15 protein-coding genes are annotated in these 18,545 nt (G+C 32.4%); 8 read left to right on the top strand and 7 right to left on the bottom strand.

What is annotated here, in order from left to right; all coding sequences use genetic code 11:
- From QZZ51_RS11830 to QZZ51_RS11845, 4 genes are all read left to right on the top strand, one after another.
- The coding region (locus tag QZZ51_RS11830) for an FIST C-terminal domain-containing protein (protein ID WP_291869889.1) at positions 1–312 on the top strand (312 nt) is incomplete at its 5' end.
- On the top strand, positions 312–1,358 hold the full coding sequence (locus tag QZZ51_RS11835; RefSeq protein ID WP_291869891.1) for an ATP-binding protein: 1,047 nt from the start codon (positions 312–314) through the stop codon (positions 1,356–1,358). The genes QZZ51_RS11830 and QZZ51_RS11835, both read left to right, overlap by 1 nt.
- A gap of 4 nt (positions 1,359–1,362) precedes the next feature.
- Positions 1,363–1,686: an Hpt domain-containing protein gene (locus QZZ51_RS11840; protein WP_291869893.1), complete on the top strand. Its 324-nt coding sequence runs from the start codon at positions 1,363–1,365 to the stop codon at positions 1,684–1,686.
- Position 1,687: 1 nt separating this feature from the next.
- A complete protein-coding gene (locus QZZ51_RS11845; protein ID WP_291869894.1) occupies positions 1,688–2,401 on the top strand; it encodes a LytTR family DNA-binding domain-containing protein in 714 nt (237 codons plus the stop codon).
- 76 nt (positions 2,402–2,477) lie between these two features.
- Here the strand turns inward: QZZ51_RS11845 and QZZ51_RS11850 are convergent, their stop codons facing one another.
- A complete protein-coding gene (locus QZZ51_RS11850; RefSeq protein ID WP_291869896.1) occupies positions 2,478–4,550 on the bottom strand; it encodes a tetratricopeptide repeat protein in 2,073 nt (690 codons plus the stop codon).
- 365 nt (positions 4,551–4,915) lie between these two features.
- Here QZZ51_RS11850 and QZZ51_RS11855 point away from each other — a divergent pair, with 365 nt between their 5' ends.
- The 3 genes from QZZ51_RS11855 to QZZ51_RS11865 are packed head-to-tail and all read left to right on the top strand — an operon-like array spanning position 4,916 to position 7,719.
- Complete coding sequence (locus QZZ51_RS11855; RefSeq protein ID WP_291869898.1) at positions 4,916–5,218, top strand: STAS domain-containing protein; 303 nt, start codon at positions 4,916–4,918, stop codon at positions 5,216–5,218.
- Complete coding sequence (locus tag QZZ51_RS11860) at positions 5,205–6,455, top strand: oligosaccharide flippase family protein (protein ID WP_291869900.1); 1,251 nt, start codon at positions 5,205–5,207, stop codon at positions 6,453–6,455. The genes QZZ51_RS11855 and QZZ51_RS11860 overlap by 14 nt, the downstream gene beginning before the upstream one ends.
- A 34-nt stretch (positions 6,456–6,489) precedes the next feature.
- Positions 6,490–7,719, top strand: coding sequence for a glycosyltransferase (locus QZZ51_RS11865; RefSeq protein ID WP_291869902.1), 1,230 nt, complete (start codon positions 6,490–6,492; stop codon positions 7,717–7,719).
- A 51-nt stretch (positions 7,720–7,770) separates the two neighbouring features.
- On the opposite strand, the gene QZZ51_RS11870 is transcribed toward QZZ51_RS11865, so the two are convergent.
- Genes QZZ51_RS11870 through QZZ51_RS11880 form a run of 3 tightly spaced genes read right to left on the bottom strand, consistent with a single transcriptional unit; the run spans position 7,771 to position 13,640 of the window.
- On the bottom strand, positions 7,771–9,324 hold the full coding sequence (locus tag QZZ51_RS11870) for a glycoside hydrolase family 2 TIM barrel-domain containing protein (RefSeq protein ID WP_291869904.1): 1,554 nt from the start codon (positions 9,322–9,324) through the stop codon (positions 7,771–7,773).
- Positions 9,314–10,549, bottom strand: a complete 1,236-nt coding sequence (locus QZZ51_RS11875) for a hypothetical protein (protein ID WP_291869906.1) — start codon at positions 10,547–10,549, stop codon at positions 9,314–9,316. Before QZZ51_RS11875 ends, QZZ51_RS11870 begins: the two co-directional genes overlap by 11 nt.
- A gap of 1 nt (position 10,550) precedes the next feature.
- Entirely contained in the window at positions 10,551–13,640 is a 3,090-nt protein-coding gene (locus QZZ51_RS11880; protein WP_291869908.1) for a hypothetical protein, read from the bottom strand.
- Positions 13,641–13,899: 259 nt separating this feature from the next.
- Between QZZ51_RS11880 and QZZ51_RS11885 the strand changes: the two genes are divergently transcribed.
- Complete coding sequence (locus QZZ51_RS11885) at positions 13,900–15,042, top strand: response regulator (RefSeq protein WP_291869910.1); 1,143 nt, start codon at positions 13,900–13,902, stop codon at positions 15,040–15,042.
- Between the two features lie 366 nt (positions 15,043–15,408).
- Here QZZ51_RS11885 and QZZ51_RS11890 read toward each other — a convergent pair whose 3' ends face one another.
- The 3 genes from QZZ51_RS11890 to QZZ51_RS11900 all read right to left on the bottom strand — a co-directional run bounded on the left by QZZ51_RS11890 (position 15,409) and on the right by QZZ51_RS11900 (position 18,354).
- Positions 15,409–16,509: a DUF4407 domain-containing protein gene (locus tag QZZ51_RS11890; RefSeq protein WP_291869912.1), complete on the bottom strand. Its 1,101-nt coding sequence runs from the start codon at positions 16,507–16,509 to the stop codon at positions 15,409–15,411.
- Between the two features lie 106 nt (positions 16,510–16,615).
- Positions 16,616–17,986 carry a M56 family metallopeptidase gene (locus QZZ51_RS11895; RefSeq protein WP_291869914.1) on the bottom strand — a complete coding sequence of 457 codons (1,371 nt, stop codon included), beginning with the start codon at positions 17,984–17,986 and terminating at the stop codon, positions 16,616–16,618.
- 2 nt (positions 17,987–17,988) lie between these two features.
- Entirely contained in the window at positions 17,989–18,354 is a 366-nt protein-coding gene (locus QZZ51_RS11900) for a BlaI/MecI/CopY family transcriptional regulator (protein ID WP_291869916.1), read from the bottom strand.
- Between the last annotated feature and the right edge of the window lie 191 nt (positions 18,355–18,545).

Genomic DNA, 18,545 nt, shown 5'->3' on the forward strand with positions numbered 1-18,545 from the left:
CCAGAAGGATCCATTGTTCAACTGATGATGTCTACTGTAGACGATATCGCAGAAGGAGCTTCTAAAGCAGCATCTTTAGCAATGAGGAATAGAAAAACTAAACCAGAATTAGCTATATTAGTTAGCTGTGTAGGAAGAAAGTTGGTTATGGACCAACGAACAGAAGAAGAGGTAGAAGAAGTTATAGAAGTCATAGGAGATCAAGCAAAAGTAGCTGGTTTTTATTCTTATGGCGAAATGGCTCCTTTTGCAGGACAAGATAAATGTAGATTACACAACCAAACCATGACATTAACACTTATAAGCGAGTAATGCATTCTTTATTAAAAAGACAAATTAGAAAATTTTTATCAGCTGAAATAGCTGAAATGCCCGAGATGGACTTTTTTTTGCAGGCCATTAGTAGGTCGTATCAAAATAACGATGAAAAGTTAGAGATGATACAACGATCTACAACAATAAGCTCTAAAGAATTATCAGGTGTTAATGCTGAATTACTTAGGAAAATAGAAAATCAGAAAAAGATTTTTGTTTCCTTAAGTAAGGTGGTGCATGTAATGGACGAAACTGAGGAAGAAATACTTTTTGATCATGAAGATGTAGATCCAATTAAGTTAGCAGCAAGAATAGAGGTGCAAACGGATAAAATTTTACAATTAACGGCTGAAAAGAATGATTTACTTAAAGATTTAGAGGAACAAAATGAGTCCCTCAACAATTACGCGCACATGGTATCTCACGATTTAAAATCTCCTATTCGTAACATGCATACTCTTATGAGTTGGATATCAGAAGAAGAGAATGATAAATTTTCTGAGGATAGTAAATATAATTGTTCATTAGTTACGCAGAACCTAACCAAAGTAGACAACTTAATTGATGGTATTTTAAGACATGCTACTTTAGAGGCACATGAAGAGGAAAAAACGAATATACCAGTTGCAAGTTTAATAGAAGAAATAAAAAACACCATTTTTATTCCAGAAAACACCAAAATAATTATTGAAGGTACTTTACCGGTTCTTTATAAAGACAAATATAAATTAGAATATCTTTTTAAAAATCTATTAACCAATGCTGTTAAAGCTACAGAAGGAATTTTAAAGGGGGAAATAACTATATCTGCAATAGATAAAAAAGACTATTGGAAATTTAGTGTAAAGGATAACGGAAAAGGCATTCCAGAGAAATACCAAGAGAGCATATTTACGATGTTTAAGAAGTTAGAAAACAATGCTAATGCCACTGGTATAGGATTGGCCTTGGTAAAGAAGATTATAAATATATACCAAGGTGAAATATGGTTAGAATCGCAGTTAGAAAAAGGAACTGTATTTTACTTCACCATTAAAAAATAGGGATATGGCTACAGAGCAACCAAATTTAAAATATATTAAAGAATTATCAGGCAACGACAGGGCTTTTGAACAAAAATTCCTTGGTATTGTAAAAGGAGAATTTCCAGTAGAAAAACAACACTATATAGATTGTTTAGGGCGCAAGGATTTTATTGCAACAGCTGAAATTGTGCATAAACTTAAACATAAATTGAATATTCTTGGATTAGAAAATGGGTATCGCGTAGCGGTCGCTTATGAAGAAGAATTGAAATATGGAAGCCATAAATTGAAAGACGATTTTTTAAAGATTTTAAACGTAATCGAAAATTATATTTTAACGGTTTAATATGAAATGTATTATAGTAGACGATGAGGCTGCGGCCAGGGCAATAGTTGCTAAATTATGTAAAGACATCTCGAGTATGGAGGTAGTTGACGAATTCTCTAGTGCCATAGAAGCTATTAAGTTTTTAAATAAAGAAATGGTAGATGTGGTTTTTTTAGATATACATATGCCTGGTTTTAATGGTTTCGATTTTGTCGAGACCTTAAAAGCTCCTCCTAAAGTAGTATTAATAACTTCAGATAAAGATTTAGCTTTGCAGGCGTATGAATATGATACTATTGTAGATTATTTGGTGAAACCAATAACCAAAGACCGCTTTAGTAAATCTATACAGAAAGTAGAAACTGCAATAGCTAATGATTCTGCTGTAAATAAGATAGAATCTAATACAAGTATTAATTCTGGAGAACTTTTTATTAATATAGACAGAAGATTAATTAAGCTAAAGTTTAATGAGATATTATTAATACAGGCTTTAGGAGATTATATAAAGATAAAGACAGAAAGTAAAGAGTATAAAGTTCATAATACTTTAAAGAAGATTAAAGAGAAACTTCCTAAAGATATTTTTTTGCAAATTCACCGATCTTATATCATCAATTTTACTAAGATAATAGATATAGAAGATAATAGTGTGTTAATAGAAAAAAGTGTAATTCCTATAAGTAGATCTAATAAACCAGAGTTAATGCGACATTTAAATTTGTTGAAATAAGGTTGTTAGTGTTCCCCCCATCAAATATTTCCTTCCACATATATTTAAGTAATTAAAACGGCAATTAGTCTTGGTGTTATTTTAATTCTATTTGTTTCTGAAGTTTAGCATAGAATAATGGTTTTTTAGTGAATAACCATTTTATTTTAAAACCAATTTCTGTAAATTGAAACCCTGCAGCCGTTGCAGAAGCAATATTACTATATTTACCATATACCTTTCCACTTAATCTTTTTGAGAATTGATGTTGAACTCCTGTTTCTGCTCTAAAAATAACAGTCATTAGGTCTTTTTCTACTTTTTGATAACCAGAAGCGGCACTAGCCATAAACAATGTTTTGTCCGAAAGTTTAGCCCTTACATCAGCGAATATTTCTACAGCTTGGTAAATAGATGGACTAAAATAGATGCTAGGAACCTGGTCGGCAAAGCTTAAGTATTGGTAATTGATTCCTATTTTGGTTGCAGGCTTTTTAAATAGATTGTAATATAAAGAACTAAAAAGTAGATTACGTACATTAGAATCTGTTTGTTCTGTATATATAAGCTGAGTGTACCAACCTAGATTAAAAGTTGTTCCCATATTATACGTTAAACCATAATGGTTCATTACTATTTCTCTTTCAATTAAATCTGCATTAAAACTTTGTACCTCCCTAGTATATATTAAATCTAAGTTTTGAAGAATATAGGGTTGTAATTGCAATCTAATGTCTAAAACAGGTTGCGCAAAAGAGGTCTCTGTAGAGATAGATTTGTTTACGCCGAATACCGCTTTTATATTGGTCTTTGGAAATAATTTGTATTTTAAACCGCCAATAATAACATGAGATGTTGCTTTGTTTAAAGTAACCGTATTTTCAGTTGTTCTAAATTGGTACGAAATGGTAGATGAAAATTTAGTAGATAACGCTAATTGCGCAGTTGTTGTACTTGAGTAGGCTGTATTATTGCCATTGTCAAAAGTATAGGTAGCGTGTTCCTCTACGTTAGGTGTAAATGATAAATCTAATTTTTCAATAAAGTTAGTGGCATCCTTCTGTTTTTTATAAATAACAAGAGTTTGTTTGGCAGCTTTATATGCCGGAATAATTTTATCTGATGCAAATAAGGCATTAGCCTTTCCTAAGTTGCCATCAAAAGAAGCACTATCGTTTGCTAATATTTTGTCATAGTTGTTTATACTCTTTTTAAAGTTGGCCATATACATTCCTATAGTAGCATCAAGAGCCATTATCCAATTTCTATTTGGGTTTACTTGCTTTAAGCTATCTATTTGTATTTGAGCTTTTTTGTATTTATGATTCCATATTAAAGCTTGCACATATCTATTATATGTTTGCTCTGTTAATGCAGTATCTTTAACTTTCAAAACTTCTTTTTTTGCTTTTTTAGCAATTTTCAAAGCAGTTTTATCCTGTTCCCCAATATGTTCCGCTAAAGCAATACCATTTAAAGCTACAATAGAATCTTTGGCATTGGTAGCGTATCTTTTATAAGTTGCTTTGGCTTTTTCTACATTTTTAATTATTAAATACAGATTCGCTAAATTTTGCAATGCATCTTTATCTTCTGGGAAATCAGAAAATATTTTTTGTAAATATGCTTCTCCTTTACCGTATTGTTGATTATTTACATACGCGTTTGCGTATCCTAGTCTCATATATTTTTTAGAAACTAAAGCACTTTTATTTTCAGGGTCTAAGGCAATTGCTTTGTCAACCCATTCTAAAGCTAGTTTATATTCTTTTAAATTACTTAGCGTATTTGCATAGCCTAATACAGCTCCAAATTTGTCGGGGTAATCTGCTACCAACTTTTTGTAAAGGGGTTTTGCTGATTCGTAATCTTTGGCCCATAGAAAGGATTCGTTATAATTAATTTCTACTTCAAAATCTCCAGGATTTTCTTTAAGAAGCTCGGAGAATAATGAATTTGCTTTTTTAGGTTCACCACTTAACCCAACAGCCCTCCCATAACATAATCTAGCAGTCTTGTTATTAGGATTACTTTTTAGAAAATCTTCAAAAAATTGTTCGGCATTTTCAAAATTTCCATTTTCCAAAAGCTTAAAGCCTTTACTCATATCGCTCTGAGCGCTTGTAAATAAAGGGATTATAAATAATAAAATGAAAGCGTATTTATACATGTTTAATAAAGTAAGTAAATTATTACAATGACATAACGTGTGTTTTTTGATATTATGCGTTAAGATTCGCATTTTTTATTTAAATATATATTAAGTATGTATTCGTTAATAGTATGTATAATGGGTTGTTTTGGGGTTTTGGTTAAGAATTAAAGTATTTTTTTTTGAAATATATTTTCATAGACGTACGATACTCGTAACCTAGTATATAAAACAATTGTTATCTTAAATCCCTATAAAACAATGAATTATAGTTATTTAAAATTAAAAAGAAGAAAAATCTTACAATAAAAAAATGAAATGGCGTTATTAATATACTGTTTTATATAAGCAGTGCGTAAATAAACTCTAACCTAAAAATAGTTATGGCAATAGAAATTAAAGAAAAAAGTGGCATGTTTGAAATAGTAGGAAACATCTCTTCTCAGAATATGGCATCCGTTAAAAATTATTTAGAGTCCATAATGCATTCCTCGGATAAAATTACTTTAAATATTGAAAAGGTGGAGGCAATGGATACCAGTGGAGCTTTTATGCTAGAACGTTTATATAAAAACGCAAGCCTTAAAAATAAGGTAATATCGATTATTGGAAGACAAAATAAGAAGATTGCAAATATGATGCAGAATACTAAAACTCATTATATCTTAAGTAATGACCGTGTTTAAAATTGCTTTAAAAAGAATATCACCCGAACAATGGTTTATGGGTAGCGTACTTCTTGTAAATGGAGGTAACTATTTGTATAACCTTTTTTTGGGAAGAATTTTAGGTCCAGCAGCTTTTGCAGAGGCAGCTTTGTTGGTAACCTTATTATTGGTGCTCTCATTTATGGGTATGACTTTTCAATTGGCAACAGCAAAATTTGCTGTAATTTTTAAAGATAAAGAATGGGAGAGTTTTAGAAATAAAATTTATAAACAAGCAAGTGTTTTTGGCTTTGTTGTCGGCGTGTTAATTTTGGTCTTTTCCAAAAAATTACAAATTCTTTTCAATACGGAAAGTCATTGGATGTTTGTAATATTTGCAATTGGAATTCCTTGTTATTTTTTTATGAGTGTAAATAGAGGAGCCTTTCAAGGGCAATTGAAGTTTAGTAAACTCTCTATTACCTACCAGACAGAGATGTGGAGTAGGCTTTTAATTACTGTTGCTTTAATTTATCTTGTTCCGCTAAAACCCGGTGTTTTAGTTGCTTTGGGTATTTTAATATCTTTCCTTTTTGGCTTATTTCCTTCAGATGTAAAGGGGTTGTCTTTAAAAAAGGCAACAGCTATGGAACCAGAAAATGCAAAAAGAGTTTCCCAGTTTATTTTGCTTACGGCTTGTTATGAGCTTACTCAAATTATAATTAATAATAGTGATGTTTTATTGGTAAAGCATTATTTTGATGCTGTTGATGCTGGTTTGTATGCCTCATTAGCATTGATAGGAAGAGTTGTTTATTTCGTAGCATGGATGTTTGTAATGTTATTATTGCCAACAGTGGTGCAAAAACAAAAGGACGGAGAGCCTACAGCACCTATTTTGTTTAAATATGTATCCTATATAGGGTTGCTATCTACACTAATCGTTGTGGTTTGTTACTTGTTTCCAGACCTAATAATTACCTTAATGTTTGGGGATGCATACGTATCGGTTGCCCAATTATTATGGCAGTATGCTTTGGCTACTTCTCTATTTGCAATATCTAACATATTTGCTTATTACTTTTTATCCTTAGACCATTATGTTCCAGTTATACTTTCTGGTGTACTTGGAATGTCACAAATATTCTTAGTAGCTTTTTTTCATGAGAATTTAGAAATGGTAGTGCATATGCAAATTATAGCAATGTCTATTTTGTTAGTAGTACAACTTATATACTTTTTAAGAAAGAAAAATGCACCCTTAAAGGCGTCATAAATACAGGCCTCAAATTATACTTAAACCCCAAAACATGAAATTAGCAATTGTTACAGCATACCCTCCCAGTAAAGTTACATTGACTGAATATGCTTATTATTTGGTTAAACATTTTAGACTACAAGAAGAGGTAACAGAATTAGTTTTGATTTGTGACTATACCGAAGAACCAAAAGATTTAGACTTTAAAGAAGATGGATGTAAAATAACGGTAGAACAAAGCTGGAAATTTAATAGTTATACAAACTTGCTAAGTATTAGTAAGACTATTTCTAAAACAAAACCCGATGCCGTTTTATTCAATTTGCAATTTTTGAAGTTTGGAGATAAAAAAATCCCTGCAGCTTTAGGGTTAATGTTACCCATGTATTGTAGGTATAAAGGAATCCCTACTATTTCATTACTACATAATATACTAGAACAAGTAGATCTTGAAAATGCCGGATTTACTAAAAATAAACTCTTGCAAAAGGCATATAATTTTATAGGTACTACCTTAACACGTTTTGTTTTAGCATCGGATATACTTGCTGTAACAATCAGTAAATATGTAACAATTTTAGAACAGAAGTATAAAGCTCGTAATATAGCATTAATACCACATGGCTCTTTTGAAACGCCACCAGAGCCTAGTTTTCAATTACCTTTAGGACCCAAACAAGTTATGGCCTTCGGAAAGTTCGGTACCTATAAAAAAGTAGAAATTTTAATAGAGGCTGTGGAATTAATTAGGGCAAGATCTTCTGAAGATATAGAAATTGTAATCGCTGGTACAGATAGTCCAAATACCCCTGGTTACTTAGATTCGATGAAAGAAAAATATAGCCATGTACCCCAAATTAGATTTACAGGATATGTTGCAGAAGAAGATGTTCCTGGTTTATTTGGAGAGAGTGCAGTTACCGTATTTCCATATACTTCAACTACAGGCAGTTCTGGTGTTTTACACCAAGCAGGTAGTTATGGTAATGCAGTTGTATTACCAGATTTGGGAGATTTAAGTATTCTTGTTAGAGAAGAAGGGTATACTGGAGAATTTTTCGATCCATTAGACACAATGTCTTTAGCCAATGCTATTGAAAAAATTATAGCTAATGAAGCATATAGAATACAATTAGGTAAAACTAATTATAAAGCTGCATGCTCCTTGCCAATGTCTGAAATTACAAGAATGTACGTGGAGTACTTTAAAGCTATTAAACTTTCGAAATCTGAAGGATTTGAACTTGATTTGCCAAAAAACATTAGCGAATTAGAAACATAACATAACATAATTTAGATTAAGGTTAGGTATAGTTAATTAAAGGGGAGTAACTTAAGGGTTGCTCTCCTTTTTAGATACTAATTCATAGTATGCGGGCTTTTTATTTCCTAAAGAATCTAGGCATCCAAAAAAGTGCTGTTTTTTAGTCTTCCAAGGTAAACTTCCTGCAACAGAACTAGGTACTTTTTCAAAATCATATAAAGTCCAAAACATATATGGGATATTTTCTTCCTTAAGTGTTTTTTGCATTTCTTTATAATACTCTAGTTGCCCTTCTTCATTGGCTCCTCGGTATAAATTCCAAAGCCCTTTATAAGAAGACATACCATATTCTTGCAATAATTTAGGTTTTGTGGGTACAATAGATCTTAATTTATTGTGAGCTTCTTTGTACTTGTGGATTTCTCTATAATAATGATAAGAAATGAAATCTACCTTAGCTGCTAGTTCTACTCCGGCTTCTGGTGAGGACCAACCTATAGTTACAGGGTGGTTTCTGTCCCATTTTTTAATGTTTTCAATCATTTGTTCTAACCAGCTCAATACACGAAGTTTTCCTCTAGAATTAAAATCTAAATCGGGTTCATTTTTTATATCCCAAGCCAATAAAGCTGGGTGGTCTTTTACTGCATTTACAATCTCCTGAGCATGGCGGTGTGTAAGCGTCCAGTTAGATACATCGTAATCGCCATAAAAATCAAATAAAGTAATTAAAACATCTAAATTATGGTCGTGAGCGGCATCAAGAATTTTTTTTAGGAGATTTATTTTTTTGTAATTAACTCTACTTTTTCCAAAATCTTCATACTGTATAAAAATACGAATGGTGTTAAGCCCCATATTCTCAATAATCTTAAAATCGTCTCTAATAATGGTATCGTTAAAACGCTTGCCAAAAGTATCCCAAGGCGAGTCTTTAGGATAATAGTTGATTCCTTTTAGATTTTCTATTTTTTTTATGTTTTTGGTTATGTTTCTTGGTTCTGTTTTGGTAGTATCTGCAATAGAAGGAATTTCATTTAAATGTCTAATTCTCCAAAATCCATCTTCTAAGAGCATCATTACGTGGTAACTAGTAGTATCCTTTTCAGTAAATAATAACTGTTCTCCTTGGTAAATTTCTTGATATTCCTCAACGTTGTAATCTTTAAAAACTACCATGGTTCCATCTGCGCTATAAAAATCTAAATCAGATTTATGGTTTAGGGTAGTTCTTTTGTACCAATTATCATTTTTTACATTTAAGTCTATATTGGCATATAATCTTGTTCGGGCACTATCGGTATAAAAATCTTCAATCCCATAGTAATCATTCTTTTTGTAAGCAATGTTTCTTACATGCCAAGCATTCATATAATCGTTGGTTATTTCTCCTACAGTTTGTTCTTCTATGGGCCTACCCGGATTATCTAAGTTGATCCATTCTAAATTTGGTCTATAAACTTCGTCCATTGGCACTTCTAAATGTAACATAGATGTGCGGTCGGCACCTGTGTTTAAAAATGCCCAAGCAGCACCAATACCATACAGGACAAGTGCATTTAATCCAATGAAGGTAATAATGATTATAGTTCTGTATATTGTTTTATTTAATTTAATAGCCATGTATTTTTTTTGTAAATTCTTTAGTGATTCCTGCGGCTTTAAAAACTAATTTGTAATTTCCATTAGGTAGATATTCGGGACTTATAAAAAAGGTGCTACTTCCTTTTTTCGTAGTTGTTTTTTTAGTCTCTATGAATTTCTCTTCGGAATCATAGATGTCTAACTGTACTAAAACTCCATCGGGTACTAATTGTTTCATAAAACTTTCAAAAGGACCAATATCAATATTTCTGTTGCCTTTTGAAAAATGTACAGAATAGTCTGCTATTGCTGTTCTAAAGTTTACCTCAATAATGCTACTTTCCGCCGCTCCTGTAATAAATGCTTGTATTTTCCAATTAGAGGCTTCTGAAGGGTGTAATGTTCTCGCCTTTACAATCCCATTTAAAGTTGTGCCTATAGTGAATAGAGAAGAACCTTTTTGATCCTTAATCATAAAAGTAACTAGGGTACCATCGCTTACGACATTGTTATATTTATCTTTTATAATATCTGATTTTAAATGAAGTATTTGGTTCCCATCTGCAAAATCATGAGCGCTAGATGTGCTTATACTAAAATCTGTTGCGTTTGAAGGAAAAACAATGGTCGTAAGCTCTTTAGATTTGGTTTCATTGCAATGAGAGGTTACTAAGATTCTTCCAGATTTTAGAGTGGATCTAACATTGTGCCAAGCAATTAAATTGTTTGTAGGAACTTTAAGTTCTGATATGGTTTCTAAAAATTGAGATTTTATAATTACTTCCGTTCCTGGATTAACTGTATTGTCATAAATATCAGTAGGAGCAATAATTAGCATGGAAAAATCATTGTTGCCAGCAGTAATACTTCGAGGGCCAAAATAAGTCTCTATTTTTGTGCCTTTTGGAGCAGTTGTTTTAATGCTAAAACCTCCTTTTAAAAGAGTAGTTTTTTCTTGAATTAATTTCCAATGACATTCTCCGGCTTTTCTCGTGAAATTATTGGGAATGTAGAAGTTTAGAAAATTGTGTGATAATTTACTCTTTAATAAAATGGTTCCAAAAGCATTTTTAAGATGTAGTTTAATATTAGGTGCAGCAACATCTGTTTTGAATTTTAAAACGATGGAATCACCGGCAATATAATTCTCTTTTATAGCTATAAGCTCAGCCTTTATCAAAGGAAGCTCTTTGGGTGGTTCTTCTTTTTTAGAAGAGCAACTCAGTAGTATAAAACTAAGAAGTATTAAAATAGATTTATCCATATTATTTAGGGTTGCCTATATAGCTGTTTATTTCAAATTTTAAAGAATTAAAGCCATTTCCGTCGTAAGGTTGGGTTTGACTGGGACCGTGACTATAATCTCTATTAGGAAATATTTTGTCTGCTATTGTGGCATTAGGTAAGCCATTTACAAAGCAGTTTTTTAAACTACTATTTATTACTTCTAGACTATCTAATTCTAAAGGTTTATAATTAAAAAATTGTTTTCGCTGGATACGTACTCCTTCTGGAATAAAAGAATGGTCTACCCAAATTAATTCGTTCTCTTTATTGTAGTAGGAAACGATAAGTTGCGGAATAGTAACTTCTTGCACACCAGAATTAAAAAGCACGCCATTAAAACCTCTTTCGGTATGTTCTAAATCTTGAAGAGCTACATGTTTGTATAAATCGGTATTGGCTACGTTTCCTGCAGATTGTAGATTAAATTTAGTGGGTTGCTCTTCAAAATTAATAGGTGTAAATTGATCGGGATCAAAAGTAGGAGGAAGGGTATCTTTAGTAGACGACCATGCTATTCCTTCAAAATTTATTTTAAAAGCCGTAGTTTCTTTGGGCATTAATTTATGCTTCATATGGTATTTAGCATTATAATTTGCCAGTTCTTTATTGTTGTCGTTATATAGGGTAGCTTTAATAACTACATCGGCAGGTATATTGTCTACGTTTTGTAGTTCTCCAATAATGCTATATTGTCCTTTGTTTTTAACCAACTTGGCGGTCAGAATCTCTAAAACAGGCTGTTTTAGAACATCTTCATGATAGGTTTCTTGTGTTGTTATTTTTCTTCGCCCGTGATTGTAAAAAGTGGTTCCGTTTGCCGTAAAAAGTTGATCCGGAGGAATATCATTATCAAATTTAGAAGGTTTTAAATACCATTTGTTATTACGTTTTATAAGTTGATGAAAATCGCTGCTATACAGATTCTCTAAAGGGGTAATCCACCTTGTAGCAACTTTTGCTTTGGCACTAGTAGGGGTTTCGTCGTAGATTTCTATACCTAAGGAATCCATTTTAGCATACGAACTTAGTATGCCGTCTGTTACAGATACTTCTAACATGTATTGTGCAATATCTACATTGCTTTCTGGGTCTAAATAGGAATGAGCTCTAGAAAATTCTTTAAAATCAAGCGCATCATAATACGACTCTACTACATTGTTGGGAGAAAGTTGCGTCACATTTTTTACATAGAATAGGTACATTCCGTATCCTAAGCAAATTAAAACAACTAAAGCCCACCAATGGGAAAAAAGGAGAAGTTTAGGAGAGAATTTATTATAGGGTAATTCTAACTTCATAAAAGATGGGGCCTCTATTTTTCTAGATTTTAATAGCCTAACCCAAATGAGTTGTATGTTTATTATAAAGGCGATGAGGACTGTAGAAAGAGGGATAATTCCCCACATTATTTTCATGATAGTAGGCACGTCCTCCTTAGGCATAATTTGGGGTATGGGAGGAACGTTTAGTTTTTCCCATACCATAATACCATTTTCTAGTTGTTGTAGCCGTTGCCAGCCGCAGTAGTATAAAATGGGGTCGTAAAATTTATCGTTAGAAAAAATGTATTTTAAATTATATTTTTCTGGTACGGTTAGGAATTGCTGTAAGGAGCCAATACCTTCTACTCCTCTAAATTTTGAATTTTCTATACGTTCAATAGCTCTTGTGGTGAGTTCAGGAAGTCTTCTTGCGGAATGGTAATTTCCATCCACAGTCATCGCATTAGTTTGAGCAGAGAGCCATGCCATTTGATCACCAAACCCTAAAGGCAAATAGCGCCAAGAATCATGGGAATCTGCTCCAAGAAAGTTAACAATTGGTAACATTTTAATTTTTGCTGGCTGCGAGGGTCTAAAATAGCCTAAGGTCATAGTAAATAGCACCATAAAAAGCATGCCACCGGCAATTAGTCCTCCTAAAACTCTATGGTATACTGCTCCGAATTTTTCCTGTACCAAAACTTTTAAATCCCCTTCCACCATTCTATAGGCGAATTCAGCAAAAATGGGTAAGGCCATTATGGTTGCCCATAGAGTAAACCGATCTAAAGTAAGAATATTGAAAGCAGTTTCTCCCAACATCATTAACGGAATAGGCGTTGTTCCTCCGGTTCCTAAAATAGTTAACAAAGCAAAAGATAGCCCAAAGAAAACATAACGTTTACTAAAAAATCTGTAAAAGAAATAAGGTAATACAAAAAGAAAAATGCCCCATGGTATTATAAAAAAGACAAGGCCCGAAGAGGTTATCTCTAAGAAATTATCTCGTGATCCATGTGGAATAGCAACTTGGGTAATAGGGTTTCTTTTGGAGTTATACCAATAAGGAAAAATACAGAACACAATTAAAAAAATAGCACTGAATCCGAATTTAGCAATTCTCCAAAAATGTTTTAAAGTTGTATTCCAGAAAATTTTAAAGGAAAGTTCTTTGTAAGAATTTACACGTTCTCGAGAGGCATCCATAACAGCCATACCTATTAAAGGGGCAATAAAGAAAACCATACCAAAAATAGGAGTGACATGGTGCGATGTTACTGTTACCGCAAGCATGGAAACGGAGGTTAAAAAGTACTTAGTTTTACCTGTCTTAATCCACAGATATATCTCGGTCATGACATGTAGTAAAATAGACAATGCGGAGATACTAGGTAATTGGCCAAAGATGTGTAAGGTCTCTACGAAAGTAGAGGAGAAAACAGCTAATACAGCTCCATAACCAGCTATTCTTCGACTACCAGTCATTAATAGCGTATAGCGGTAGACACCAGTAATAAATAAAACTATAGCAATTAGAGCAACAGAATACATTCCAAATTTTAACCCCCCGATATAGGATAAAATACCGATAACTTGATGCACTAAAGGAGGATAAGACTGTACAGTGAAACCAGTATACCATCTATATTCCCAAGGATCAAACCAACTATCGGCGTAATGATCCGCAAAGAATAAGTGTATTAAAGCATCGTATGTTGATTCTAAAGTGAAAAAGATAGCAGAGCCATGAAATGCGAGGCCTACAATTAAGGCTAAAATTAAAAGCGTATTGGTTTTTTTCTTCAAAGTTTATGCAAGAATCAAATTGGCTATAAAGATATAAATAAAATATATGAGATGAACATTACAATAAAGGGAGAATAGTTTACGTTTTAAGAAGGAATTTACCTACAAAATAATTTATTTTTGAGCTTAAATTTTAAGAAAAGTAAATAAAATGGCCTAAGTATATTTAGGTTAAGAAAGGTAGTGCTAATTAAAAAAACAACCCAAATTTTGCGAACATAATCCTTAAAGATTTAATTCGTACCTAAACAAAGTATTTATGAAAATTCTCGCTATTGATGACCAACAACTAATACTGCTTTCTTTGGAAAAGAGATTGTTAGAGTTAGGATATGATATCAAAACGGCAGATTGTGGCTCAGATGGTAAATTGCTATTTGAATCTTTTAAACCAGATTTGGTTATCGTTGATATTAATATGCCAGATATGTCTGGTTTAGAAGTGGTAAAGTTTATTCGTGTAAATCAAAAATCTAAGATACCTATAATGGTTATGTCTGGTAATACAGATGAAAACGTAATTATGGATGGTTTTGATCTTGGTATTGATGATTATATGAAAAAGCCAGTAAGTTTAAATGAAGTTTCTGCCAGAGTAAAAAGAATTTTAGGAGATAATAAGATTTCTGTAAAAAACACAGAAGAGAGCTCTTCTAGAATGTTACAGGAATATTGTGTGGGAGTAGTGATACCTTGTTATAATGAGGAAGAACGATTGTCTGACGTAGATTTTAAAGACTTTGCACATAGGAATCTTGGGTACCATTTGTGCTTTGTAAATGATGGTAGTACGGATAAGACATTAGAAGTGTTAAATGAATTAAGAAAGGGGCACGAGGATACAATTAGTATTTATGATTGCGAGAAGAATGGAGGAAAGGCCGAAGCGGTAAGGCAGGGAGTTTTGCATTTAGCGAAGGATTCTCAATTGGATTATATAGGTTATTTAGACGCCGATTTGTCTACAGATTTTAGAGATTTTGATGATTTAGTAAAGACATTACAGAATTCGGATTTTAAAATTGTAAGCGGCTCTAGAATGAGTAGAATGGGTGCTAATATTACAAAAGAATCCGCAAGGAAGATTATTAGTATGACTATAAACCTTATTATAAGAACCATACTTGGTATGCCATTTAACGATACACAATGTGGGGCTAAAATAATGGACAAGGACATTGTGGAAAATATGTTCACCAAAAAATTTATTACTAGATGGTTATTCGATGTGGAAATATTTATGCGCATGCGCAAGCATTATGGAAAGAAAAATGTACAGAGTTTAATCTGCGAACAGCCTTTAAAGAGGTGGGTACATGCCGATGGATCTAAGCTATCTATGAAAGATTCTATAAAAATTGTAGGGCAATTGGCTAAAATTGCTTTTCATTACAATACCTGATAGCGAGGTAATTAGTTGGTTTTGAAAAGTGCACTTTGTTAAATCATTAGTGCACTTTTATTTTACCTTTTGGGGAAAGTGATTCAACTACAGAAAATGGTTGTCGGGCTAAATTTGGTTAAAGATTTTTAGGATTAAAGTATCTTTGATGTAACCAAAAACCCAAACTATGGAAGCAAAGAAAAAAAAGAAGTATACAGGCTTTATTTTAAATAACAAAGAAAAAAAAGTGTATCAAATATGCGAGATTAAGTTTTCTAATAATGCTATTATTTTGAGGACATTATAACGAACAAAAAATAGTATTAGCGGTAGTTTCCCCAAATTTTACCCAGAGGACCTGTTTTATATAAAGACAGGTCCTCTTTATATTTGTTTCATTTGCATGTCATGAAAGGCATCTGCTTGTCTTTTCAAAAGCTCTTGCGCTTTCTTCTTTTTATAAGCATAAACGTCCTCTTCTTCTTGTATTTCCGAATAAACTCTATGGTTAAGAATGGTATCTGTCTCTAGCACCTGATTTCGTTGGTTTACTTTTTGGGTTATCCATGTTTTAATAGTATTTTCTTGTTCTTTTAATTTCCAATCATATTCTCCTTTTGGAGCAATTAATTTAGCAATAATAGGTGCCGTTTCAATAGCTAAAAAAAGCAAAAAAATAAAGAAAGAAGGGAGCCAGGGAAGTTTGTTTAATGCATTTATTCTTGCCATAAGCCCATCAAAACCGTCAATTATCGGTTGCGAATTAATTACGTTGTTGTTATACTCTTTTTTTAAGGTAGTAATTTGGGTTTCTATACGCGCAATTTTTTGATTGTTCTTTTGTTTTAATTGCTGTAATTCGGTTAAAGAAGCATCGTGTTTTTCTCTTTTTTCTTCATAAACAGGTCCTTTGCCTAGTAGATTGGTTCCTGCAGTGCCTTCTGCTTCTGTAATATAGATATTGTATAAAGCATTTGTTTCTTTTTCTTTTATGATTATCTCGTTTTTTAATTGCGCAGTATTTTTTTCTAAAGTTACTATTTCAGGCGTATATTGTTGTAATATTTGTTGCTGATTAGCAAGAGAGAGCTCGTTTTTTTGTTCTAATAAAACCTGATTTATTTCTTTCTCGAAAATTTTTACTTCTAAAGGTTTAGAAATTACTATGGCTATTATAACTGCTAGAATTATCCTTGGAATAGCTTGTAGAAATTCTGTTTTAAAATGGTCTCTTTTTTTTATGGTAGAAACAATGAACCTATCTAGGTTAAAAATTATGAGCCCCCAAATTACACCGAAAGATATAGATGTATACATAGAACCAAAAACAGTATACAAAGCATAGGAACTTGCTATAAAAGCCATAATTGCAGTAAAGAAAATCGTAGCTCCAATGCCTGCATATTTATTCTGTTCTCCATTGGAACAGGTTTTTAAAATAGAAGAATCTGCTCCAGAGCAGAGGATGAAGAATTGCTGTAACATGATTGAGTGATGGATTGATGAATAGTATTGGACGCTGGGCGAGAAATAATGTTACAAAAAAAGCCTTCTAAATTGAAGGCTTTTTTTTTAAAGAAATTGGAATTTGTTATTTAATATGGATTGGTTTTATAGATATTTTCACGGTTGGTTTACCGGTATTGGAACGTCGAGAATCTATATTTAAATTTTTGTTGGTTTTTACTAATTCTATAGCTCTGTCGGAAGAAATTTTATTTCCTTCATAATAAAAGCCGGCATCTTTTTTTGCCATTTCTATGACATGGTCTAAGGGAGATTTCGGAGCTGGTGGTGGTGGAATATTACTAATTTCTCCCTTTTTTACTTTTGGGGTGGTAGGTGGTTCTGGCATTGGTGGAATAGTAGGGTAAGGTTCTGTATTTTTACGTTCCTTTTTAGTCATTATACTATATAGATAAGACATGCGATCCACCTCCTTTTTTTTAATAATTATATGGCCACTCTTTGTAATTGCATTGTATTTTTTAGCCAACGTATTATATTCTAATATTTCTTCTGCTGTGGCTCCTTCTTGCGGACTGTGTTGTAGTATGGAAAGGTTCGTGTTCGCGCTTTCTTTTTCTACAATTTGTCTCTCACTAAAACTGTAAAATAAAAGTGCTAATAGAGGAATAATTAATGTACTTCTTAAGATAATCGATTTTTTTGATGTTTGTTTTTTCATGACTGTAAATCGTTTTTTGATGGATGAATAATTGATGGCATTAGCCAAGGTTGGCTGATACTTTTTTTTGCTATCTGGAGATAAGTATGATAGGAGTGTATTTTGATAGGAAGTAGTTTTTATATCCTTTTTAAGTACCGCAGAATCTGCTAAAAACTCATGGTTAAGTTTAATGGTTTTATTGTATTGGTAGATTAAAGGGTTAAACCACATAAATACTTGTAAAAATTCAATGAACAAAACATCTATGCTGTGGTATTGTTTAGCGTGTGTTTCTTCATGGAGAAGTACTTCTTTTGGAATTGCGCTAGATTCAAATCTTGTTTTATTTAAAAATATGTAGCTAAAGAAAGTATGCGGAGTTATATCTTCTAGTAGTAAAACTCTAAAGAAGGCTCCTGTCTGTAGCTTTGTGTTGTTTGTAATACGTTTTAAGATTTGTATAAGGTTCTTGCAGAAACGAAACCCAAATAGGAGTACACCTGCAATGTATATCGTGGTAAAAACCAATGGAATATTCGCTTTGTTGAAATTTGGAACGTTTTCCGTTACTAACAAGGTGTTTTGGTTTAGAGTATTTACGATAGGGATACTACTTACAGGTAGTTCTACGTAGTCTATAAAAACTATGCTAGGTATTAAAAACGAGGCAATAATGGCTCCTAGTAAGTAAAAACGTTTAAGCACATGCATGTTTTCCTTTTCTAATAAAAGCTTATAGAAAATTAAAAGAATGGCCATGCAAGCTATGGTTTTTAGAAGGTATGTTTCCATTTTTATTTCTTTTTAATTTCCGAATCTATTAGTCTCTTAAGGTCCTCTAATTGCTCCTTAGTTAAGTCTGTTTCTTTGGTAAAGAAGGATGCAAATTGAGAAGCGCTATTGTCGAAAAAATTCTTAATTAACCCGTTTACATGCTTAGAAAAATAATCTTCTTTCTTAACTAAAGGGTAGTATTCTCGAGATCTGCCAAAGCTATTATAAGCAACAAATCCTTTGTCTGTCATTCGTTTTAATAGCGTAGCGACAGTTGTGGTGGCAGGTTTTGGTTCTTTATAGGAATCTAATAAATTTTTCATGAAAGCTTTATTAAGCTTCCATAGAATATTCATTAGTTCTTCTTCGGTTTTGGATAATGGCATTTTCTATAGGTCTGTAGTGTTCTCTACAAACATAGAGTAAATATTTCACCTCTACAAGTGTAGAGATGAAATTTTTTGCGTTAGGGATTGCAGTGGCATCCTTTCTTTCTTGAATTTTTTATATTCAAGAAAGAAAGATAGAACGGAAAGCCCGCCCTTTAGGGAACGCCATTGAAAAGACTGTTTTTATT

The organism is Maribacter sp., assembly GCF_016744255.1.
GTDB lineage: Bacteria > Bacteroidota > Bacteroidia > Flavobacteriales > Flavobacteriaceae > Maribacter_B.

Excerpts from the sequence above, each read along its gene's own strand:
- QZZ51_RS11835 (WP_291869891.1), top strand. The coding sequence starts at position 312 with ATGCATTCTTTATTAAAAAGACAAATTAGAAAATTTTTATCAGCTGAA.
- QZZ51_RS11840 (WP_291869893.1), top strand. The coding sequence starts at position 1,363 with ATGGCTACAGAGCAACCAAATTTAAAATATATTAAAGAATTATCAGGC.
- QZZ51_RS11845 (WP_291869894.1), top strand. The coding sequence starts at position 1,688 with ATGAAATGTATTATAGTAGACGATGAGGCTGCGGCCAGGGCAATAGTT.
- QZZ51_RS11850 (WP_291869896.1), bottom strand. The coding sequence starts at position 4,550 with ATGTATAAATACGCTTTCATTTTATTATTTATAATCCCTTTATTTACA.
- QZZ51_RS11855 (WP_291869898.1), top strand. The coding sequence starts at position 4,916 with ATGGCAATAGAAATTAAAGAAAAAAGTGGCATGTTTGAAATAGTAGGA.
- QZZ51_RS11860 (WP_291869900.1), top strand. The coding sequence starts at position 5,205 with ATGACCGTGTTTAAAATTGCTTTAAAAAGAATATCACCCGAACAATGG.
- QZZ51_RS11865 (WP_291869902.1), top strand. The coding sequence starts at position 6,490 with ATGAAATTAGCAATTGTTACAGCATACCCTCCCAGTAAAGTTACATTG.
- QZZ51_RS11870 (WP_291869904.1), bottom strand. The coding sequence starts at position 9,324 with ATGGCTATTAAATTAAATAAAACAATATACAGAACTATAATCATTATT.
- QZZ51_RS11875 (WP_291869906.1), bottom strand. The coding sequence starts at position 10,549 with ATGGATAAATCTATTTTAATACTTCTTAGTTTTATACTACTGAGTTGC.
- QZZ51_RS11885 (WP_291869910.1), top strand. The coding sequence starts at position 13,900 with ATGAAAATTCTCGCTATTGATGACCAACAACTAATACTGCTTTCTTTG.
- QZZ51_RS11890 (WP_291869912.1), bottom strand. The coding sequence starts at position 16,509 with ATGTTACAGCAATTCTTCATCCTCTGCTCTGGAGCAGATTCTTCTATT.
- QZZ51_RS11895 (WP_291869914.1), bottom strand. The coding sequence starts at position 17,986 with ATGGAAACATACCTTCTAAAAACCATAGCTTGCATGGCCATTCTTTTA.
- QZZ51_RS11900 (WP_291869916.1), bottom strand. The coding sequence starts at position 18,354 with ATGCCATTATCCAAAACCGAAGAAGAACTAATGAATATTCTATGGAAG.